Source organism: Rhodococcus daqingensis (assembly GCF_042665615.1).
Taxonomy (GTDB): Bacteria; Actinomycetota; Actinomycetes; order Mycobacteriales; family Mycobacteriaceae; genus Rhodococcus_G; species Rhodococcus_G daqingensis.
In genome coordinates this window covers 287430-306856 of record NZ_JBHTCS010000030.1, presented here as the reverse complement: position 1 = coordinate 306856, position 19427 = coordinate 287430, and the positions used below count along the sequence as shown (strand labels likewise).

Annotated in this window: 22 protein-coding genes and 1 tRNA gene; 12 read left to right on the top strand and 11 right to left on the bottom strand. The window is 70.6% G+C overall.

The annotated features are described in order from the left end of the window. The first annotated feature begins 3 nt into the window (after positions 1 to 3). From ACFQS9_RS25825 to ACFQS9_RS25810, 4 genes are all read left to right on the top strand, one after another. The gene (locus ACFQS9_RS25825) at positions 4 to 360 is read left to right on the top strand and encodes a VOC family protein (protein ID WP_378409393.1); all 357 of its coding nucleotides are present in this window, start codon (positions 4 to 6) and stop codon (positions 358 to 360) included. A 52-nt stretch (positions 361 to 412) separates the two neighbouring features. Beyond that, positions 413 to 631: a hypothetical protein gene (locus ACFQS9_RS25820; protein WP_378409392.1), complete on the top strand. Its 219-nt coding sequence runs from the start codon at positions 413 to 415 to the stop codon at positions 629 to 631. A 67-nt stretch (positions 632 to 698) separates the two neighbouring features. Beyond that, positions 699 to 1148 carry an iron chaperone gene (locus tag ACFQS9_RS25815; protein WP_378409391.1) on the top strand — a complete coding sequence of 150 codons (450 nt, stop codon included), beginning with the start codon at positions 699 to 701 and terminating at the stop codon, positions 1146 to 1148. A gap of 86 nt (positions 1149 to 1234) precedes the next feature. Then, entirely contained in the window at positions 1235 to 1894 is a 660-nt protein-coding gene (locus ACFQS9_RS25810; RefSeq protein WP_378409390.1) for an SDR family oxidoreductase, read from the top strand. A 10-nt stretch (positions 1895 to 1904) separates the two neighbouring features. Here ACFQS9_RS25810 and ACFQS9_RS25805 read toward each other — a convergent pair whose 3' ends face one another. Further along, positions 1905 to 2192 carry a DUF1905 domain-containing protein gene (locus ACFQS9_RS25805; RefSeq protein WP_378409389.1) on the bottom strand — a complete coding sequence of 96 codons (288 nt, stop codon included), beginning with the start codon at positions 2190 to 2192 and terminating at the stop codon, positions 1905 to 1907. Positions 2193 to 2534: 342 nt separating this feature from the next. Between ACFQS9_RS25805 and ACFQS9_RS25800 the strand changes: the two genes are divergently transcribed. From ACFQS9_RS25800 to ACFQS9_RS25785, 4 genes are all read left to right on the top strand, one after another. Then, entirely contained in the window at positions 2535 to 6425 is a 3891-nt protein-coding gene (locus ACFQS9_RS25800) for a Pls/PosA family non-ribosomal peptide synthetase (RefSeq protein ID WP_378409388.1), read from the top strand. 2 nt (positions 6426 to 6427) lie between these two features. Further along, positions 6428 to 7741 carry a M1 family metallopeptidase gene (locus ACFQS9_RS25795; RefSeq protein ID WP_378409387.1) on the top strand — a complete coding sequence of 438 codons (1314 nt, stop codon included), beginning with the start codon at positions 6428 to 6430 and terminating at the stop codon, positions 7739 to 7741. A 129-nt stretch (positions 7742 to 7870) separates the two neighbouring features. Next, entirely contained in the window at positions 7871 to 8122 is a 252-nt protein-coding gene (locus tag ACFQS9_RS25790; protein ID WP_378409386.1) for a hypothetical protein, read from the top strand. 114 nt (positions 8123 to 8236) lie between these two features. Beyond that, the gene (locus ACFQS9_RS25785; protein WP_378409385.1) at positions 8237 to 8467 is read left to right on the top strand and encodes a hypothetical protein; all 231 of its coding nucleotides are present in this window, start codon (positions 8237 to 8239) and stop codon (positions 8465 to 8467) included. On the opposite strand, the gene ACFQS9_RS25780 is transcribed toward ACFQS9_RS25785, so the two are convergent. The 5 genes from ACFQS9_RS25780 to ACFQS9_RS25760 form a co-directional block, all read right to left on the bottom strand. Further along, a complete protein-coding gene (locus tag ACFQS9_RS25780; RefSeq protein ID WP_465269954.1) occupies positions 8452 to 9675 on the bottom strand; it encodes an MFS transporter in 1224 nt (407 codons plus the stop codon). The two genes, ACFQS9_RS25785 and ACFQS9_RS25780, sit on opposite strands and share 16 nt — an antisense overlap. 86 nt (positions 9676 to 9761) lie before the next feature. Next, a complete protein-coding gene (locus ACFQS9_RS25775) occupies positions 9762 to 10418 on the bottom strand; it encodes a GntR family transcriptional regulator (RefSeq protein ID WP_378409383.1) in 657 nt (218 codons plus the stop codon). Between the two features lie 63 nt (positions 10419 to 10481). Beyond that, complete coding sequence (locus tag ACFQS9_RS25770; RefSeq protein WP_378409382.1) at positions 10482 to 10679, bottom strand: hypothetical protein; 198 nt, start codon at positions 10677 to 10679, stop codon at positions 10482 to 10484. 203 nt (positions 10680 to 10882) lie between these two features. Further along, entirely contained in the window at positions 10883 to 11305 is a 423-nt protein-coding gene (locus ACFQS9_RS25765) for a DUF2752 domain-containing protein (protein WP_378409381.1), read from the bottom strand. A gap of 16 nt (positions 11306 to 11321) precedes the next feature. Continuing rightward, positions 11322 to 12038, bottom strand: coding sequence for an RDD family protein (locus ACFQS9_RS25760; protein ID WP_378409380.1), 717 nt, complete (start codon positions 12036 to 12038; stop codon positions 11322 to 11324). Between the two features lie 154 nt (positions 12039 to 12192). Between ACFQS9_RS25760 and ACFQS9_RS25755 the strand changes: the two genes are divergently transcribed. From ACFQS9_RS25755 to ACFQS9_RS25745, 3 genes are all read left to right on the top strand, one after another. Next, the gene (locus ACFQS9_RS25755) at positions 12193 to 12579 is read left to right on the top strand and encodes a hypothetical protein (RefSeq protein ID WP_378409379.1); all 387 of its coding nucleotides are present in this window, start codon (positions 12193 to 12195) and stop codon (positions 12577 to 12579) included. Between the two features lie 36 nt (positions 12580 to 12615). After that, a complete protein-coding gene (locus tag ACFQS9_RS25750; RefSeq protein WP_378409378.1) occupies positions 12616 to 12981 on the top strand; it encodes a PH domain-containing protein in 366 nt (121 codons plus the stop codon). A 110-nt stretch (positions 12982 to 13091) separates the two neighbouring features. After that, complete coding sequence (locus ACFQS9_RS25745) at positions 13092 to 13907, top strand: MBL fold metallo-hydrolase (RefSeq protein ID WP_378409377.1); 816 nt, start codon at positions 13092 to 13094, stop codon at positions 13905 to 13907. Positions 13908 to 13919: 12 nt separating this feature from the next. Here ACFQS9_RS25745 and ACFQS9_RS25740 read toward each other — a convergent pair whose 3' ends face one another. The 3 genes from ACFQS9_RS25740 to ACFQS9_RS25730 form a co-directional block, all read right to left on the bottom strand. After that, on the bottom strand, positions 13920 to 14105 hold the full coding sequence (locus tag ACFQS9_RS25740) for a hypothetical protein (protein ID WP_378409376.1): 186 nt from the start codon (positions 14103 to 14105) through the stop codon (positions 13920 to 13922). Positions 14106 to 14181: 76 nt separating this feature from the next. Continuing rightward, positions 14182 to 14257, bottom strand: a tRNA-Thr gene (locus tag ACFQS9_RS25735). Positions 14258 to 14326: 69 nt separating this feature from the next. Continuing rightward, the gene (locus ACFQS9_RS25730; RefSeq protein WP_378409375.1) at positions 14327 to 15520 is read right to left on the bottom strand and encodes a DNA polymerase III subunit delta'; all 1194 of its coding nucleotides are present in this window, start codon (positions 15518 to 15520) and stop codon (positions 14327 to 14329) included. A gap of 90 nt (positions 15521 to 15610) precedes the next feature. Between ACFQS9_RS25730 and ACFQS9_RS25725 the strand changes: the two genes are divergently transcribed. Then, positions 15611 to 16000 carry a VOC family protein gene (locus ACFQS9_RS25725; RefSeq protein ID WP_378409374.1) on the top strand — a complete coding sequence of 130 codons (390 nt, stop codon included), beginning with the start codon at positions 15611 to 15613 and terminating at the stop codon, positions 15998 to 16000. Here ACFQS9_RS25725 and ACFQS9_RS25720 read toward each other — a convergent pair. Next, complete coding sequence (locus tag ACFQS9_RS25720) at positions 15937 to 16374, bottom strand: helix-turn-helix domain-containing protein (RefSeq protein WP_378409373.1); 438 nt, start codon at positions 16372 to 16374, stop codon at positions 15937 to 15939. The two genes, ACFQS9_RS25725 and ACFQS9_RS25720, sit on opposite strands and share 64 nt — an antisense overlap. Before the next feature lie 52 nt (positions 16375 to 16426). After that, positions 16427 to 19342, bottom strand: coding sequence for a type I DNA topoisomerase (gene topA, locus ACFQS9_RS25715; RefSeq protein WP_378409372.1), 2916 nt, complete (start codon positions 19340 to 19342; stop codon positions 16427 to 16429). Between the last annotated feature and the right edge of the window lie 85 nt (positions 19343 to 19427).

Below are 19427 nucleotides of genomic sequence, written 5' to 3'. Positions count from 1 at the left end.
ATCATGACCAGCTCTGCCACCCAGGGAATCAAGACCGTGCTGCACCCCGTGTCCGACCTCGAGGCAGCCAAGACGCTCTACGCCGCCCTGCTCGGCGTGGAGCCGCAGACCGACTCGCCCTACTACGTCGGCTTCGAGGCCGAGGGTCAGCACATCGGGCTGGTGCCCGGTGGTGGACCGCAGGGCATGACCGCGCCGGTGGCCTACTGGCACGTGCCGGACATCGAGGCGAAGCTGGCCGAGATGACCGCCGCGGGAGCCACGGTGAAGGAGCCCGCGAACGAGGTCGGCGGCGGCCGCCTGGTGGCCACCGTGACCGACACCGACGGCAATGTCCTCGGGCTGATCCAGGACCGCTGAGCCCCGCCCCCACCCCCGCCGCCATCGTCGCTCATCCGATCAAGGAGTCCCCATGAACTCGAACAACAGGTTTCGGCAGATCCACCGCTGGACGGCCATCGTCTTCACGGTCACCGTCATCGTCGCCACGGTCGCGGTGTCGCTGAAGGCCGCCATCTGGTTCTCCTACCTGCCGCTGCTCCCGCTCGCCGTGCTGCTCGTCAGCGGCCTCTACCTGTTCGTGCTGCCGTACACCCGGCGCAATACGCGGCGGGTCGTCGCCGTTCGGTGACCCAGGGGTACCTGCTCGCCGGCATCAGGATCGTCCTCACCAACACTCACACGAAGGAGACAGACCGATGACTGCTCAGAAGGCCAAGTCCGCTGTGGGATTCACTGACGAAGAACGTGCCGCGATGAAGGAGCACGCCCAGGAGCTCAAGACTGCCGCCCGCCGCGGATCCCGCGCGGCCAAGGCGGACGGGGAGGCGGACGTGCTCGAGAAGATCGCCGCGATGGCGGACTCCGATCGCGTCATGGCCGAACGGATCCATGCCATCGTCAAGGCCAACGCACCGGACCTCTCGCCGAAGACCTGGTACGGCATGCCCGCGTACGCCAAGGCAGGCAAGGTCGTGTGCTTCTTCCAGAGCGCCGAGAAGTTCAAGGCACGGTACGCGACGCTCGGCTTCAACGACACCGCGAACCTCGACGACGGCACCATGTGGCCGACCGCTTTCGCCCTGACCACGTTGACCGCCGCCGACGAGAAGAGGATCGGCGAGCTCGTGAAGAGGGCTGCGGGCTGAGGACCGACCGAGGCGGCCCCGCGTACCGTTGCGCGGGGCCGGGCTGACGCGCTGTACTGGCAGCGGCACCGACCGAAGGAACCGGCATGGCACGCGTGGTCATCATCGGCGGTCACGGCAAGATCGCCCAGCACCTCGCGCGGATCCTCACCGGCCGAGGCGACGACGTCACCGCCCTGATCCGCAATCCCGCTCACGCCGCCGACGTCGAGGCGACCGGTGCGAGTGCTGTCGTCGCCGATGTCGAGACCCTCGACACGGACCGGATCGCCGAGCTGATCCGCGGGCACGACGCCGTGGTGTGGTCGGCGGGCGCAGGCGGCGGCAACCCCGCCCGCACCTACGCCGTCGACCGGGATGCGGCGATCCGCTCGATGGACGCCGCGGCCCGGGCCGGGGTCGACCGGTACGTGATGGTGTCGTACCTCGGCGCGCGGGCCGATCACGGAGTCCCGCCGGACAACTCGTTCTTCGCGTACGCGGAGGCCAAGGCCGCCGCCGACGATCATCTCCGCGGCACGGCCCTGTCCTGGACCATCCTCGGACCCAGCACGCTCACCCTCGACGCGGGCACGGGCAGGATCGAGACCGGCCCCGACCTCGAGTCGGGCACGGTGCCCCGCGAGGATGTCGCGCGGGTGGCGGCGGAGGTGCTGGTCAGGCCGGTGACCATCAGTCGGTTCATCGGCTTCAACACCGGCGACACCCCGATCGATGCCGCGCTCGACTCGCTCGCCCGCGAATGACCGCGCGGTCTCAGGAACCGGAGCCCGCCTGATCGATCCGCTCGATGAGTCGGACCGTGACGGTGTCCCCCTCGTCCTTGCCGATCGCCCGTCGGATCTCTGCGCGGACCGGCAGTTTGTGCGTCCCGTCGCCCATCGCCATGAACGAACTCCGGAACGCGCAGCCGTCGATCGTGCCCCGGACCTTCACCAGGCCCCGCGTCCCGAAGAACGTCGCCGATTCCGGCCAGACCACGTACGTCCAGCCACCCTTGCTCGCGCTCTTGCGCATGGTCGCGGTGAATTCCGCCTCCAACATGGTCGTCCTCCTCTGCACGTGCCGTCTACCGATGCCTACCGATGTAGACAGCCGAGCCGATGGAAACTCATCGACCCGGTGCCGACCCGCCGGGGTCAGCGCCGCTCTGCGTGGGTGGCCCTGATCCCCCAGTCGACGAAGGCGCCACCGCGAATGCGACACCACGGCGGAAGAAATTTTCGGGCGTAGTCTGCACGCATGTCTCAGCGGCAATTTCCGCCGCCCGCGCGGGCGCCGATCGCCCCCTACTGCGCGCCGCCCTCGTCCGCGAGTTCACCAGCTAGCAAACTTGTCATGAGATAACGACTCGACAGCCAGCCGACTCAGACAGGAAACATCCGGGTGCCACTGCAGTCCCAACCGGAAACGGATCGATCCCAGCGGATCCCGACCGAGTACCTCCGGTCGCCGCTGGCCCCCACGCCACGCACCCTGGTCGACATCGTCATCGCGACCGCCGAGGCCAACCCCGAGGCCCTCGCGATCGACGACGGCACCACCACCCTGACCTACCTCGAACTGCTCGAGGAGATGTACCGCGGTGCCCAGCGGCTCGGCGAGGCCGGGGTCGGCGCCGGCGACCGGGTCGGCATCCGGATGCCGTCCGGCTCGTACGCGCTGTACGTGGCGATCCTGTCGGTGCTCGCCGCGGGCGCCGCCTACGTGCCGGTGGACGCGGACGACCCGGACGAGCGGGCGGACCTGGTGTTCGGCGAGGCGCGGGTCGCGGCCGTCATCACCGGCGACGCCATCGAGTCCGGCACCGCGCCCCGACGCGATAACCCACCCGCGCCCCGGGTCCCGACCGTCGACGACGACGCCTGGATCATCTTCACCTCCGGGTCGACCGGCACCCCCAAGGGCGTCGCGGTCAACCACCGGAACGCGGCGGCGTTCGTCGACGCCGAGGCACGGATGTTCCTGCAGCATGCGCCGATCGGGCCGGGCGACCGGGTGCTGGCCGGGCTGTCCGTCGCCTTCGACGCCTCCTGCGAGGAGATGTGGCTGGCCTGGCGGCACGGCGCCACCCTGGTGCCCGCGCCCCGCGCGCTGGTCCGCAGCGGCATGGACCTGGGACCGTGGCTGGTCTCGCGCGACATCAGCATCGTCTCCACCGTCCCCACCCTGGCCGCGCTGTGGCCGGCCGAGGCGCTCGAGGCGGTGCGGCTGCTCATCTTCGGCGGCGAGGCCTGCCCGCCGGAGCTGGCCGAACGCCTGGCGGTCGACGGACGCGAGGTGTGGAACACCTACGGCCCCACCGAGGCCACGGTCGTCGCGTGCGGCGCGCTGATGGACGGCTCGGGACCGGTCAGCATCGGGCTGCCGCTCGACGGCTGGGACCTGGCCGTGGTCGACGGCGAGGGCACCCCGGTCGAGGTCGGCGAGGTCGGCGAGCTGGTGATCGGCGGGGTCGGCCTGGCCCGCTACCTCGACGCGACGAAGGACGCCGAGAAGTACGCGCCGATGCCCTCGCTCGGCTGGGATCGCGCCTACCGCAGCGGTGACCTGGTCCGCCTCGAGCTCGGCGGGCTGCTGTTCCAGGGCCGCGCCGACGACCAGGTCAAGCTCGGGGGCCGACGCATCGAGCTCGGCGAGGTGGACAGCGCGCTGCAGAACCTGCCCGGCGTGAGCGGGGCGGCGGCCGCGGTGCGCAAGACCGCGGCCGGGAACTCGATCCTCGTCGGATACCTGGCCAGCACGGACGCCGACTTCGACATCGCCGCGGCCCGCGAGCTGCTCGCCGAGCGGCTGCCCGCGGCCCTGGTGCCCCGGCTCGCGCTGCTCGACGAGCTGCCTACCCGCACCTCCGGCAAGGTGGACCGGGCGGCGTTGCCGTGGCCACTGCCGGGCACCGACACCGGCGACGCCGCGGCGGATGCCGGGCTCGACGGCACCGCGGCCTGGGTCGCCGGGGTATGGGCGTCGATCCTCGGCGCCCAGATCACCGGGCCCGACGACGACTTCTTCGCGGCCGGCGGCGGCTCGCTGTCCGCCGCCCAGCTGGTGACCGCGCTGCGGGAGCGCTTCCCCGAGGTCACCGTCGCGCAGGTGTACGACCACCCCCGGCTCGGTACGCTGGCCGCGTTCCTCGACGAACTCGCCCCCAGCGCCGCCGCGCCGCCCCGCACCGTCGAGCCCACCCCGCGCTCCACCCAGCTGGCGCAGATCCTGCTCACCATCCCGCTGACCACCCTCACCGGTCTGCAGTGGGTGACCTGGCTGGCGATCGTCAACAACGTGTTCGCCCTGGTCGCCGAGGTGTCGTGGGCGCCGACCGTGTCCTGGTGGTGGGTGCTGGCCGCGTTCGTCGCGTTCATCACCCCGCTCGGCCGGATGGCCATCTCCGTCGCCGGGTGCCGGCTGCTGCTGCGCGGGCTCACCCCCGGCAGCTACCGGCGCGGCGGCAGCGAGCACGTGCGGCTGTGGGTGGCGCACCGGCTCACCGAGGCCAGCGGCGCGGCCAACCTGTCCGGCGCGCCGTGGATGATCTATTACGCGCGCGCCCTCGGCGCCACGGTCGGACGCGGTGTCGACCTGCACACGCTCCCGCCGGTGACCGGGATGCTCGTGCTCGGTGACGGCTGCTCGGTGGAACCGGAGGTCGACCTGACCGGGCACTGGATCGACGGCGACGTCGTGCACATCGGGGAGATCCGGATCGGCGCGGGCGCGGCCATCGGGGCCCGCTCCACGCTGCTGCCCGGTGCCCGCGTCGGCAAGAACGCGGAGGTCGCGCCCGGCTCGGCGCTGACCGGCCGGGTCAAGGCCGGGCAGAGCTGGGCCGGATCGCCCGCCGTCAAGGTCGGCAAAGCCGCGCACCCGTGGCCTGCCGAGCGCCCGCCGCTGGCGACCCAGTGGGTGCCGGTGTTCGGTCTCACCTCCGTCGTCATCGCCGGCATGCCGATCCTCGCGCTCGCGGCCGGGATCGCGCTGATCGGATGGGGCGTCCGCGACACCCCCGACCTCGGCTCCGCGGCGGCGCGCGCGCTGGCCTGGCTGCCTGCCGCGACGGTCCTGACCCTCGCCGTGTTCGCGACGCTGACCCTGATCGCGGTCCGGGTGCTCGGCGTCGGCCTCCGCGAGGGCTACCACCCCGTGCGCAGTCGCGTCGGCTGGCAGGTCTGGGCCACCGAACGGCTGATGGACTCGGCGCGGACCCTGCTGTTCCCGCTCTACGCCAGCCTGCTCACCCCGGTCTGGATGCGGCTGCTCGGCGCGAACATCGGCAAGAACACCGAGATCTCCACCGCGCTGGTGCTGCCGAAGTTCACGACCGTCGCGGACGGCGCGTTCCTCGCCGACGACACCATGGTCGCGTCCTACGAGCTGGGCGGCGGCTGGCTGCACATCAAGGAGGCCAAGGTCGGCAAGCGCGCCTTCCTGGGCAACTCCGGGATGGCCGGGCCGGGCCGGCGGGTGCCGAAGAACGGTCTGGTCGCCGTGCTGTCCGCGGCGCCGAGCAAGGCCAAGTCCGGCTCGTCCTGGCTGGGCAGCCCGCCGGTGCGGCTGCGCCGGTCCGCGAACGACACCGACACCTCCCGGACGTTCGAACCGCCGCTGCGGCTCAAGATCGCCAGGGCCGTGGTGGAGACCTGCCGGCTGATCCCGGTCATGATCACCTTCGGCATCGGCCTCGGGGTGCTGTTCGCGCTGCAGGCGATGGCGGGCGCGGTGGGGTTCTGGCTCGCCGCCCTGCTCAGCGGGATCGTGCTGCTCGTGGCCGGCGCCGTGGCAGGCGCCGCCTCGGTGGCGGCGAAATGGATCGTCGTCGGGCGGATCGACAAGGTCGAACACCCGCTGTGGAGTTCGTTCGTGTGGCGCAACGAGGTGTCCGACGCGTTCGTGGAGACCGTCGCAGCACCGTGGTTCGCGCGCGCCGCCACGGGAACCGCGGTGCTGGCCGTCTACCTTCGAGGCATGGGTGCGAAGATCGGGCGCGGGGTCTGGTGTGAATCCTATTGGCTCCCAGAGGCGGACCTGGTGACCCTAGGCGACGGCGCGACCGTCGAGCGGGGCTGCGTGGTGCAAACCCACCTGTTCCATGATCGGATCATGTCCATGGACACCGTCACCCTCGGCAACGGGGCAACCCTGGGCCCGCACTGCGTCGCGCTGCCCGCGGCCGGCATCGGCGACGGTGCCACGGTCGGGCCCGCGTCGCTGGTGATGCGCGGCGACACGGTGCCGCCGAACACCCGCTGGCAGGGCAACCCGATCGCCCCCTGGGTGTGACGATGGCGAAGCCGGGAAAATACTACGAGGAACCGATCGATTCGTACCTGCCGCACGTCGGCAACCACGGCTATCGGGTGTCGCGGTACGAGCTCGACCTGACCTACAAGGTGGCCGGAAACCGGCTGTCCGGCAAGGCGTCGATCACCGCCGCGACCACGGAGATCCGGCCGAGGTTCGCCTTCGACCTGTCACAGAGCCTGTCGGTGTCGAAGGTGTCGGTCAACGGTTCACGGCCGGCGAAGTACACCCACCAACACGGGAAACTGACGATCACCCCGGCGCATCCGATCCCGGCGGGCGGCGCGCTGTCGGTCACCGTGCAGTACGCGGGCACCCCGAAGCCGATCCGCAGCCTCTGGGGCGAGGTCGGCTGGGAGGAACTGACCGAGGGCGCTCTGGTGGCCAGCCAGCCGAACGGCGCCGCATCCTGGTTTCCCTGCGACGACCACCCCGGCTCCAAGGCCAGCTACCAGATCGCGATCACCACGGACTCGCCGTACTACGCGCTGGCGAACGGCGCGCTGGTGCGCAAGCAGGTCCGGGCCAGCCACACCACGTGGGTGTACGAGCAGACCGAGCCGATGGCCAGCTACCTCGCGACCATCCAGATCGGACCGTACGAGCGCAGGCGCGTCGATCACCATGCCGTACCCATGCACGCGGTGCTCCCCCAACGGCTGCGGACGGCGTTCGAGCACGACTTCGGCAGACAGCCGCAGATGATGGAGACCTTCGTCCGGCTGTTCGGGCCCTACCCCTTCGCCGATTACACCGTCGTCGTCACCGACGACGAGCTGGAGATTCCCATTGAGGCACAGGGCATCTCGGTATTCGGATCGAACCACTGCGACGGCAGGCGCAGCGCCGAGCGACTCGTCGCGCACGAGCTGGCGCACCAGTGGTTCGGCAACAGCCTCACGCTGGGGTCGTGGCGCGACATCTGGCTGCACGAGGGCTTCGCCTGCTACGCGGAATGGCTGTGGTCGGAGAACTCCGGCGGGCCGTCGGCCCAGGAGATCGCCACCCAGGCACACCGCAATCTCACCGGGCTGCCGTATGACGTGTTGCTCGGCGACCCGGGACCCGAGCTGATGTTCGACGACCGGGTCTACAAGCGCGGCGCCCTGACCCTGCACGCGCTGCGGACCACGATCGGCGACGAGGCCTTCTTCGACCTGCTCCGGCAGTGGACCGCCAAGCACCGCCACGGGACGGTCACCACCGAGGAATTCACCGACCTGGCGGCGCATTACACCGATCGGCCGCTCCGCCCGTTGTGGGACGCGTGGTTGTTCCAGAAGGCGATGCCCTGACCGCGGCTGCGCCGCCCGTGGGCGCTCGGGGTGGTGAAGAGTTTCCCTCCTGTTGTGGATAGCGGCAGTGGGTGCCGACACGCGAGTCTTGTCGTGTCAGCAAAACCACCACCCAGCAAGGAGATTCACATGTCGAACACCATCAAGCGCACCTTCGCCGCTCTCGCACTCTCGGCCGCGGCCCTCGGGGCAGGCGCGGGCGTCGCCTCCGCATTCCCGATCGGCGGATTCGGCGGTCCCGGCGGCGCCGGCGGATCGTTCAACGCCGGCGTCGGTGGAATCCAGCTGTTTTCCAACGGCGACAACCAGGGCTCACCCCAGGTGGGCAACGGTGGCCCCGGCGGCAACGGGAAGCAGTGCGTCGTCGTGGGACTCTGCTGATCCCCCCGGACTCATTTCGGAAGCCATACGCACCCTGGGCCGCCGCGGCACCGCAGCGGCGGCCCGGCGCTCCGACCCACCCCGACCAATCGACCCATGCCAGGAGGTTTCTACATGTCCATCACCAGAAGTCTGAGCCACGCCGCCACCACGCTCGCTGCCTCCGCCCTCGTCCTCGCCGCGGGCGCGGGTATCGCGTCCGCGCTGGTTCCGAGCGACAGCTTCAACGCGGGCGCCGGAGGCATCGCCCTGGGCCCGCTCGCCACGCCTGGCGTGAATGCGCACCCGAGCGGCGTAGGTGTCGGCGACTTCCGCGTTCCGACCCCGTTCTACCCCGCGGGATAGATGCGGCTTCGCCGCAGTGGTGTGGATTCGGAGTCCCCGGACTCCGTATCCACACCACTGCGCAGCACCACCAGCACCAGGGACGCCACGGCGACGACCGCGCCGATCGCGAACAGCATCGGGTAGCTGAACACCGTCGGCCAGGCCTGCACACACAGCGCCATCGCCGCGGGCACCGCGAACCCGATGTAGGTCAGCGAGTAGAACACCGCGGTGAGCCCGGCGAGGTCGTCGGGGCGCGCGATCCGCTGGATCTCCAGGAGCCCGGACACCAGCGCCATGCCGTACCCGCCGCCCAGCACTGCGGCCGCGGCCAGCGCCAGCGGGACCGTCAACCGGTCGGCCGCGACCGCGCCGACCGCCATGCCCACCACCAGGATCGCGAGCGCGACGACCACGGCGCGAGCGCTGCGCGGGGTGTCGATGCGCCGGCCCAGCGCCTGGATCGAGAACCCCGCGGCCAGCGCGACCACGCAGAGCAGCGCCGAGAACGCGACCGGGCGACCGCCGCTGTGCGGGGCCATCAACGCGGGCATCACCGCATACGCGCAGCTGGCGGAGCCGAACACCCACGGCGCGACCGGGGCGATGACGTACCGGAAGCGCCGGTGCCCGGCCGCCGGGATCCGCAGGTCCTCGCGCAGCGGGACCCGCTGATCGGCCGGCACCGCGGGCCGGGTCTCCGGCGCCGCCAGGAGGGCGACCCCCGACACGACCGCGATCGAGATGTGCACCAGGTACGCCAGCGCGCTGGGCCACGGCGCCCACTGCGCCAGCACGCCCGCCGCCCCGGCACCGAGGGCGAATCCGGCGGTCAGGCTCATGGCCGCCCGCCTGGCCCCTGAGCCTGCGCCGGCACGCGGGTCCCACGGCGACGCCGAGAGTTCCTTGAGCCAGCTGCCGCCCACCGCCATGCCGATGCCGAGCCCGACACCGCTGAGGATTCGGCCCCCGATGAGCAGCGCGGAGCTGTCCGCGCCGGTGGCGAGCACCAGCGATCCGGCGGCCGCGATGAAGGGGGCGGGCAGCATGACGGGCCGGCGGCCGAGCCGATCGGACAGTGGGCCGCCGATGAGCAGGGCAGGCACGATGCCGAACACGTACGCGAACAGGAAGCTGTCCACCACCACCGGCGAGTAGCCGTGGTCGAGGCGGTACATCACCAGCAGCGGGGTGAACTCGTTGCCGCCCCACGCGACGGCGAACATCGCCGCGGACACCAGCGCCCACGGCGCGACGACCCTCCTCCGTGCCCTGTCGCCCGGCCGGGCCCTCCGGATTTCGGTCAGCACGCTCATCGGGCACCGACCGCCAACAGCGGCAGACCGTGCACACGGCGCATGTGCACCGTGACGGCGGCGTCGTAGCCGTCGGCGTCCGCCGCGTCGACCAGGGCCGTCAGCGCCGCGTGGTCCTCGATGATCGATGCGAGCTGCAGCGGGTCGCGGGCCAGCGAGCGCGCGGTCATCCGGCGCTGCCGCTCGCGCAGGCCCGCGTAGAAGGTGACGAGCAGCGGGTTGCCGCCCGCTCGCACGATCAGCCCGTGGAAGTCGGCGTCGAGGCCGCTGAACCCGTCGACGTCCCCGCTCGCTGCCGCTTCGCGCTGGGCCACGAGGTTCGCGCGCAGCGCCGCCGCCAGCTCGGTGCGGGCGGTCTCGTTTCCGGCGACGGTGCGGACGGCATCGGTCTCGACGAGCCTGCGCGCGGCTAAGACGTGTTCGGCCTCGCCGTCCGCGACGGGCACGATCAGCGCCCCGCGCTTGGGGTAGAGCCGCATCCATCCCTCGGCCTCGAGCCGGAGGAACGCCTCGCGGACCGGGGTGCGGCTGGTGCCCATCTCGGCGGCGATCTCGCCCTCGCTGATCAGCTCGCCGCCGGGCAGCGCGACGGACAGGATTCGCTCCTTCACCTCGCGGTAGACGACCTCCGCCGCCGAATGCAACTTAGACACAAGATGTATTCATACCGCAGGCACGCGGCGTCACCGCAGGTGGGGTGGCATTTCGGGTGTGACCTAGGGCACCCAGTACTTGGCCGCGAGGTGCTCGATCACGGGATCGTCGTCGAGCGCCTCATCCAACGCGGCGAGGTCGTCGTCGAGCGCGACCAGTCGCGGATCGTTGCCCTCGCCACGCTTGGAGGGATAGCCGCCGTCCTCGGCGATCTGACGGAGCAGCTTCTCCCGCACGCGGTCCTTCAGCGATTCGGCCATAGCTGAGCATTGACCAGAGCGGCCGCCCTGTCGACCGGACGCGCCGGATCAGTCGTCGTGCTTGCGGAACACCCGACGTGCCACCGGGATGAGCACGACCAGCGCACCCACGAGCACGATCAGCGAGAAGATCTGCATTGCCATCGGATACCTCCGGGTCGAGTTCGTCGATTCGTCAGGTCGGGGCGAGCACCGCTGCGCCGTCACGTCGGGGCGAGCACCGCTGCCCATGGGGTGTTGCGCACCACGGTGAACACCGCCAACAACACCAGTATCGCCGCGGTGGCGGGTCGGCCGAGCACGATCATCCGGTCCTCGACCCCGCCCCACCGCCGCCGCACCCAGCGCACCCACGCCACCGCCAGCACGACGACCAGCGGCAGGATCAGCACGTTGCTCGACACCGACGCGACCAGATCCCCGTGGACGAGGTCGTTCACCGCGCGGAGCCCGCCACAGCCGGGACACCACCAGCCGGTCACCACGTGAAACGGACAGAACCCGTAGGCGCCCGCGCGGTGCGGGTCACGCAGATACAGCAGCGCCGCCGCGCCGGCACCCGCCGCCGCGACCGCGAGCGGCGCGCGCATCGAGCGGGTCCGAATCCCCGACTGTGTCACCGTCATCTCGTCACCGTCGCCCTCACGGCGCCGCCGTCACGGCACCCTTGACCACAACCGACGAGACCAGCATGTCGTGCCAGCACCGGTGTCGCGGATCCCACAGCGGCCACAGGAAATTCAGGAAACAGAGGTCGCCCAGAATCCACAGCAGCAACCACCGCACGAACGCCATCCCGGCCCCGAGGGGCCTACCGTCCGCCTCGCGGACCACCGAGATGCCCAGCCACTTCTTGCCGAGCGACTGGCCGGTGCCGCCCTGCCGGAACACCATGTTCCAGACCAGGATCGCGAGCGCCAGCAGGATTCCGGCCACCATGATCGCGATTCCGAGGCCGTTGACGTTCGTCAGCTCGGTCTCGGTCTCGTAGTAGTAGTCCCCCGAGTAGCCGGTCGTGACCGACCGCGCATCCTTGAACGCGATGACGGCCCCGAGTGCCGCGAGCAGGTAGCCCGGGAGCGGAACCACGATCCGATCGAGCAGGTATGCGCCGACCCGGGACCACCAGGAGGCATACGGGTATGCCGGCGGCGGGGGCGGCGCGTAGTACGGCCCGCCCGGCGGCGGATAGCCCGGCTGCGGATAGCCCGGTTGCGGCGGGTACTGCGGTGCGCCGTATTGCGGCTGTCCCGGTTGAGGCTGCCCGTACTGCGGTTGCTGCTGACCGTACTGCGGCTGAGGTGGCGTCTGGCCGGGCTGTGTGGGATCGGGCGGCCGAGGCTGATTCGGATCCGACATGCCGCCACTTCCTGTCCGCCGGTGATGATTCAATTCCCAAACCATAGCCCGGAACGACATTCCGGCACGTTCCTTGTTTGGTTAGTTCACGAAGGCTACATTTCGCCTGACCCAGCACCACTCGACTCGCAATCGGCGATTGCAGGACAGAAAGTTGGACCAGTTGAAGCTCGTCAAGGCCGCCGCAACCCTGATTCTCACCGCCTCGATGTCGGTGGGGCTGGCGGCGACAGCAACCGCCGAACCCATCAACAACGGAGCAGTCATCGACGGCACCGGAAACGGCACCAATGGCGGTGCGGCCAATGGCGGCTCCGGCCCCGTGGTGATCGACGGCGGGGATTCGCAGGGCGACATCATCATCAACGTGAACATTTTGAGCTTCAATGGAAACGGCAACGGGAACGGTGCGCTGAGCGGCAATGCCAACGGCGCGCTCAGCGGCAACGCGAACGGCACCGCCAACGGTGCGGGTGCGGGCAACGACGTCGGCATCCTGCTGAACACCCTGCTGTCGCGGGTCTTCAATGTCGGCTCCTGAGACTGCGGGACGAGCGGCGGCGACCAGGAGGCAGACATGACCGAACCGGTATTCGACAAGTCGGAGCAGCTCAAACAAGTACAACAGGCCATTCTCGAGGGCGAGACGATCATCGCCGTCTACGACTGCATCGGCGCGGGCACCGGATTCATCGGATTGACGAATCTTCGCCTCGTCATTCAGGACAAGAGCTTCGTCGGCAGCCGAACCGCAATCACCTCGATTCCGTACAAGAATGTCCGGTCGGTGTCCTTTCTCAGCAACAAATCGTGGGCCGGGCATTTCTTCTCGTCCAGCAGCATCGCCGTGGACATCGGCCAGCAGACCTACGAGGCCGACTTTCGCGGGACGGAGAAGGCACAGCATGTGCACCGGGTGATCCTCCAGCACATCACCCGGTAGGCGGCCCCGGCGGAGCGCGTCCAGAGCTCGACGACGACGGGTCCGTCGTGTCGGTGTGGGACTCGCCGCGCTGTTGCGCCGGACACCGCCAGGTCGGAGAGTTGTCCCCCGTGAGCCAACGCATCCACCACCTCAGCTGCGCGACGATGTGCCCCGGCGCGGGCCGCCTCCCGGCCCTGGGCCCGTCCCGCCTGGTCGCCCACTGCCTGCTGGTGGAGGGCCAGGACGGGCTGACGCTGGTGGACACCGGCTTCGGCACGGCCGACGTCGCCGATCCGGCCGGCAGGCTCGGCCGGCTGTTCGTGATGTCGGTCGGCGCCAGGATGGACCTCGCGCTCACCGCCGTCGCCCAGGTCCGGGCGCTGGGCTACGACCCGTCAGATGTCCGCGACATCGTGGTCACCCACCTGGACGGCGACCACGCGGGCGGCCTCGGCGACTTCCCGTGGGCACGAGTGCACGTGCATGCCGACGAGCTCGCGACCGCGCGCGCCCGGTCCAGGATGCTCGACAAGACGCGGTACAGCGCGAAGCAGTGGGCGCACAACCCGACCTGGGTCGAGCACCGAGCGGGCGGGGACCGGTGGTTCGGATTCGAATCGGTGCGGGCGGTGGGCGACGACGTGCTGCTGGTGCCGTTGCGCGGCCACACCCTCGGGCACAGCGCGGTGGCGGTGCGTCGGCCCGGCGGCGGATGGTTCCTGCACGCGGGCGACGGCTACTACTTCACCGATGAGAAGCTGACGCCGCCGTCCTGCCCGCCGGCGTTGCGGGCCATGCAGGTGCTGATGGAGATGGACCGCGGGTCGCGGCTCGCCAACCAGCACCGGCTCCGCGAGCTGCACGCCGCGCACGGCGACCAGGTCACCGTCATCTGCGCCCACGACGCCGGCGAGTTCGACGCGCTGGCCGCCGTCACCGACTGAGCGCGGGCTCGGCTATCCGGCCAGGTCGTCCGGGCCGATGGGGTCGGCGTCCCAGTGGGTCTGCGCGATCGGCTGCCCGGTCCGGAGCCGGTTGACGACGGCGAACCCCACCGCGATGAGCGCCCCGACCGCGGCTCCCGTCGCGACGCGGCGCCATGCGCGGGTGGGCTTGGTCGGTTCGAGAACGGTGGTGGTCATGCGAGGAGTCTCCCGCACTCCCCCGCGAAACCCGAAAGGCCCCTCTCCCGCGGATGCGGGCGAGGGGCCTTTCGGGTGGAGCCGCCTAAGAGAATCGAACTCTTGACCTTTTCATTACGAGTGAAATGCTCTACCGACTGAGCTAAGGCGGCGTGCCCGACCTCGCGGCCGAGCCAGAGGGAGTCTAGCGGCTCACCCCTCGGATACGAAAACGGACCCCACTACTTCAGCTCGGCGCCCAGCTTGGCGACCATCGCCGCCACCGCGAACCGGGGCTTGACGTTGACCGCGAGCGCCTCGCGGCACTCGAGCACCGCCTCCACACACCGCAGCAGCGCCTCGGGGCTGCCCGCCGCGGCCATCTTCCGCACCTGGTCCGCCTTGTCGGGGTGGTTCGGCTGCGCCCCCGAGCCCAGCGCGACCGCCAACGCGTCCCGGTAGAGGCCGGCCAGGTCCATCAGGGCCCGGTCCAGGCTGTCGCGGCCGGTCCTGGTGGCCCGCGACTTCTGCCTGCGCTCGAGGTCCTTGAGCGCCCCCGCCGACCCGCGCAGCGCGCCCGCCGCCCCCTTGCCGGTGCCGCCGGCGCCCAGGGCGGTGCGCAGTTCCTCGGTCTCGCGTTCGTCGCGGGCCGCGCTCATCTCCTTGGCCTCGGCCTCGGCGGCCCGGACGAGCTCGTCGGCCGCCGCGTATCCGGTGGCCGGGCGGGTCGCGGCGGACGCGATGCCCAGCGCCTGGCCCCGCCGCGCCCGCGCCTCCTCGTCCGTCGCCAGCCGCCTGGCCCGGCCGACGTGGCCGCCGCTGATCGAGGCGGCCAGCAGCGCGGTCTCCACGTCGAGCTGGTCTCGTTCGCGCAGCACCCCGGCGATCGCCTCCACCGACGGTGTCACCAGGGCCACGTGCCTGCACCGGGACCGCAGCGTCACCGAGATGTCCTGCGGATCCACCGAGGGCGCGCACAGCAGGAACACGGTCCGCTCCGGCGGCTCCTCGACGACCTTGAGCAGCGCGTTGGCCGCGCCCTCGGTGAGCCGGTCCGCGTCCTCGATCACGACCACCTGCCAGCGCCCGGTGCTCGGTCGGCGGGCAGCGGTCTGCACGATGGCGCGCATCTCCGCGACGGAGATGCTCAGGCCCTCGGGGACCACCCGGCGCACGTCGCCGTGGGTGCCGGCCATCGTGGTGGTGCAGGCGTGGCAGTGCCCGCACCCGGGTTCGCCGTCGCCGGTGCACTGCAGCGCGGCGGCGAAGCAGAGCGCCGCCACCGAGCGCCCGGACCCGGGGGGTCCGGTGAACAGCCAGGAGTGGGTCATCAACGAACCAGCCGAGGCGGCGCCGCCCCTGGCCGCCCGCGCGGCACCGGTCAGCTCGACCTCGACATGCTCCTGGCCGACCAGTCGATCGAATACTCCTGCCACGCGCCGAGCCTATCGGTCGGGTCCGACGGCGCCGGGTGGGTGTCCGAAACGTTCAAGACCGGCCGGACCACGGGCCGCTACCGTCGCGGCATGACACCACAGCTCTCGATGATCGGTCTCGCCGTGGCGGACCTGTCCCGCTCCTTCGACATCTACCGGCGGCTCGGCTTCGACCTGCCCGCCGATCCCGGCCGGGAACAGCACCACGAGATCACCCTGCCGGGCGGCGTGCGGGTGGGCTGGGACACCCTCGAGACCATTCGCAGCTTCGCCCCCGACTTCACCCCCGGGACCGGTGGCCCGTCGCTGGCCTTCGACTGCGGCACACCCGAGGCCGTGGACGCCAAGTACGCCGAGCTCGCCGAGGCCGGCTGCACCCCGGAGTCGAAGCCGTGGGACGCGTTCTGGGGGCAGCGCTACGCGGTCGTCAGGGACCCGGACGGCCACGGCATCGAACTCTTCGCCGCCTCGGCAGGCTGACCGATCAGCCCGGTCAGGGAGGTCTGGGCCAGCGCCCGGACCTCCCGCGACAGGTGCGCCTGGTCGCTGTAGCCCGTCTCGGTGGCCACCGCCGCGAGGGGCACACCCGCGCGGGCCAGGCCCACCGCCCGTTCGAAGCGCAGGACCCGAGCCAGCATCTTCGGCCCGTACCCATACGCGGACAACGACTTTCGATGCAGTTTCCGCGCGCTCCAGCCGACCGCCGCCGCCACCTCGGACACGGGCGCGCCTGCGGCCAGGCGCGCCGCGATCGCGGTCTCCACCGGCCGCCCCACACCGTCGAGCCGGCGCCGCGCCACGGCCGCGAGGGCCCGCAACGGATCCCGCTCGGCCTCCTGGAAGATCCTGCGCACCACGGCATCCGGCCACAGCGCCTCGAGCGGTACACGCCCGCGGCTCCCGGCGTCAGGACTTCTTTGCGGCGGCCTTCTTCGCGGCCGCCTTGGCGGGCGCCTTCTTGGCCGCGGTCTTCTTCGCCGCGGCCTTCTTGGCGGGCGCCTTCTTGGCGGCGGCCTTCTTCTTCACCGGACCACGCGCGCGCCGGTCGGCGAGCAGCTCCGAGGCGCGCTCGTCGGTGATGGTCGCGACGTCGTCGTCCTTGCGCAGGCTCGCATTCGTCTCGCCGTCGGTGACGTACGGGCCGAAGCGGCCGTCCTTGATCACCATCGGCTTGTCCGTCGCCGAGTCCTTGCCGAGCTCACGCAGCGGCGGCGTCGCCGCGCCCGTACGGCCGCGACGCTTGGGCTCCGCGTAGATCTTCAGCGCGTCCTCGAGGGTCACCGTGAACATCTGCTCCTCGTTCTCCAGCGAACGAGAATCGGTGCCCTTCTTCAGGTACGGGCCGTAACGCCCGTTCTGCGCGGTGATCTCTTCCTTCGACTCCGGGTCGACGCCGACCACACGCGGCAGCGAGAGCAGCCGCAGCGCGTCCTCGAGCGTCACCGTCGCCACGTCCATGGTCTTGAGCAGCGAACCGGTCCGCGGCTTCGGGCCCGCGGCCTTCTTGGCGGTCTTCTTCGCCGCCGCCTTCTTCGCGGGCGCCTTGGTCGTGACGGCGCCCTCACCCTCGGCCGTGACCGGCACGATGTCCGGCTCGGGTTCGGGCTCCGGCTCGGGCAGGATCTCGGTCACGTAGGGGCCGAAACGCCCTTCCTTCGCGACGATCTCGTGCCCGGTGAGCGGGTCGACACCGAGCTTGCGGCCATCCTGCGGGGTGGCGAACAGCTTCTCCGCATACTCGGGCGACAGCTCGTCCGGGGGCAGATCGTCGGGCAGGTTCGCGCGCTGCGAGACCGGATCCCCGTCGGGGTCATCGGGATTGACCACCATGCGCTCGAGATACGGTCCGAACCGGCCGACCCGGACCACGACGTCACGACCCTCGGAGTCGGCGAACAACCGGATGGAGTTCACCTCGCGGGCGTCGATGTCCTCGAGGTTGGTGCCGACCATCTTCTTCAGTCCACCGGAACGCGCGACCGAACCCTCGGCGCCGCGCTCGCCACCGAAGTAGAAGCTGGACAACCAGTTCCCGCGTTGCTCGCGGCCACCGGCGATCTCGTCGAGGTCGTCCTCCATGCCCGCGGTGAAGTCGAAGTCGACCAGCCTGCCGAAATGCGCCTCCAACAGCCCGATCACGGCGAACGCCACCCAGGAGGGCACGAGGGCACTGCCTCGCTTGTAGACGTAACCGCGGTCGAGGATCGTCTTGATGATCGACGAATACGTCGACGGGCGACCGATTCCCAGTTCCTCGAGGGTCTTGATGAGGCTGGCCTCGGTGTAGCGGGCCGGCGGGTTCGTGGTGTGACCGTCCGGGTCCAGCTTGGTCGCGGTGACGCCCTGGCCGGCGACGAGCACCGGCAGCCGCGACTCGGCGTCGTCGGACTGCCCGCCTGCCTCCTCGTCGACGCTCTCGACGTATGCCTTGAGGAAGCCCGCGAACGTGATGGTGCGGCCGGAGGCGGAGAAGGTGCACTCCTCGCCGGTGCCGGCGGTGCCGGTGATCCGCAACGTCAGGGTGGTGCCGCGCGCGTCGGCCATCTGCGAGGCCACGGTGCGCTGCCAGATCAGCTCGTAGAGCTTGAACTCGTCGGCGGCGAGCTGCGAGTGCAGCTGGCCCGGGGTCGCGAACACATCGCCCGCGGGGCGGATAGCCTCGTGCGCCTCCTGCGCGTTCTTCACCTTGCGGGTGTACTGCCGCGGCGACGGGCTGACGTACTCGGGGCCGTACAACTCGGTGGCCTGCGCCCTGGCCGCGGCGATCGCCGACGGCGACAGCGTGGTCGAGTCGGTACGCATGTAGGTGATGTGGCCGTTCTCGTACAGCCGCTGCGCGGTGCGCATGGTGCGCTCGGAAGTGAAGCGCAGTTTGCGTGCCGCCTCCTGCTGCAGGGTCGAGGTCATGAACGGCGCGTACGGCTTGCGGGTGTACGGCTTGTCCTCGGCGGAGGAGACGGTGAGGTCGGTGCCGTGCAACGCCTCGGCCAGTCGACGGGCGTAGCCCTCGTCGAGCACCGTGACGCCGGTCGACTTCAGCTGACCGTCGGCCCCGAAGTCGCGGCCCGCGGCGACCCGGCTGCCGTCGACGCTGACCAGGCGCGCGCCAAAGCTGCGCGGGTTCGCCTCGGCACCCGCGTCGAGGGTGGCGGAGATGTCCCAGTACTCGGCGGAACGGAAGGCCATCCGCTCGCGTTCGCGCTGCACGATGACCCGGGTCGCCACCGACTGGACGCGGCCCGCCGACAGCTTCGGCATGACCTTCTTCCAGAGCACCGGGCTGACCTCGTAGCCGTAGAGGCGGTCGAGGATGCGGCGGGTCTCCTGCGCGTCCACCAGGTCCTGGTCGAGGTCGCGGGTGTCCTGCGCGGCCGCGAGGATGGCGGGCTTGGTGATCTCGTGGAAGACCATCCGGCGGACCGGGATCTTCGGCTTGAGGGTCTCGAGCAGGTGCCAGGCGATGGCCTCGCCCTCGCGGTCGGGGTCGGTGGCGAGATAGAGCTCGTCGGCGTCCTTGAGCAGGCTCTTGAGCTCGGCGACCTTGGACTTCTTGTCCGGGCTCACCACATAGAGCGGTTCGAAGTCCTGGTCGACGTTGACCCCGAGCCGGGCCCAGGGCTCACCCTTGTACTTGGCCGGCACGTCCGCCGCGCCGCGGGGAAGATCGCGGATGTGGCCGACCGAGGCCTCGACGACGTAGTTCTTGCCCAGGTAGGGGGCAATTTTCCTGGCCTTGGTCGGCGACTCGACGATCACGAGACGGCGCGTCTGGTCGGCTGTGGCGGGGCTGTCGCCCGCCGTGTCCTTCTCCCGAGCTGCCACCTTGCTGCCTGCACCTTCCTCGACTCGATTCGGCGATCACTTCAGTAACAGGGTGACACACCGCGAGACCATCCTTGCAGATCAA

Coding starts and splice junctions, on each gene's coding strand:
- ACFQS9_RS25825 (WP_378409393.1), top strand. CDS start 4: ATGACCAGCTCTGCCACCCAGGGAATCAAGACCGTGCTGCACCCCGTG.
- ACFQS9_RS25820 (WP_378409392.1), top strand. CDS start 413: ATGAACTCGAACAACAGGTTTCGGCAGATCCACCGCTGGACGGCCATC.
- ACFQS9_RS25815 (WP_378409391.1), top strand. CDS start 699: ATGACTGCTCAGAAGGCCAAGTCCGCTGTGGGATTCACTGACGAAGAA.
- ACFQS9_RS25810 (WP_378409390.1), top strand. CDS start 1,235: ATGGCACGCGTGGTCATCATCGGCGGTCACGGCAAGATCGCCCAGCAC.
- ACFQS9_RS25805 (WP_378409389.1), bottom strand. CDS start 2,192: ATGTTGGAGGCGGAATTCACCGCGACCATGCGCAAGAGCGCGAGCAAG.
- ACFQS9_RS25795 (WP_378409387.1), top strand. CDS start 6,428: ATGGCGAAGCCGGGAAAATACTACGAGGAACCGATCGATTCGTACCTG.
- ACFQS9_RS25790 (WP_378409386.1), top strand. CDS start 7,871: ATGTCGAACACCATCAAGCGCACCTTCGCCGCTCTCGCACTCTCGGCC.
- ACFQS9_RS25785 (WP_378409385.1), top strand. CDS start 8,237: ATGTCCATCACCAGAAGTCTGAGCCACGCCGCCACCACGCTCGCTGCC.
- ACFQS9_RS25780 (WP_465269954.1), bottom strand. CDS start 9,675: ATGTTCGCCGTCGCGTGGGGCGGCAACGAGTTCACCCCGCTGCTGGTG.
- ACFQS9_RS25770 (WP_378409382.1), bottom strand. CDS start 10,679: ATGGCCGAATCGCTGAAGGACCGCGTGCGGGAGAAGCTGCTCCGTCAG.
- ACFQS9_RS25765 (WP_378409381.1), bottom strand. CDS start 11,305: ATGACGGTGACACAGTCGGGGATTCGGACCCGCTCGATGCGCGCGCCG.
- ACFQS9_RS25760 (WP_378409380.1), bottom strand. CDS start 12,038: ATGTCGGATCCGAATCAGCCTCGGCCGCCCGATCCCACACAGCCCGGC.
- ACFQS9_RS25750 (WP_378409378.1), top strand. CDS start 12,616: ATGACCGAACCGGTATTCGACAAGTCGGAGCAGCTCAAACAAGTACAA.
- ACFQS9_RS25740 (WP_378409376.1), bottom strand. CDS start 14,105: ATGACCACCACCGTTCTCGAACCGACCAAGCCCACCCGCGCATGGCGC.
- ACFQS9_RS25725 (WP_378409374.1), top strand. CDS start 15,611: ATGACACCACAGCTCTCGATGATCGGTCTCGCCGTGGCGGACCTGTCC.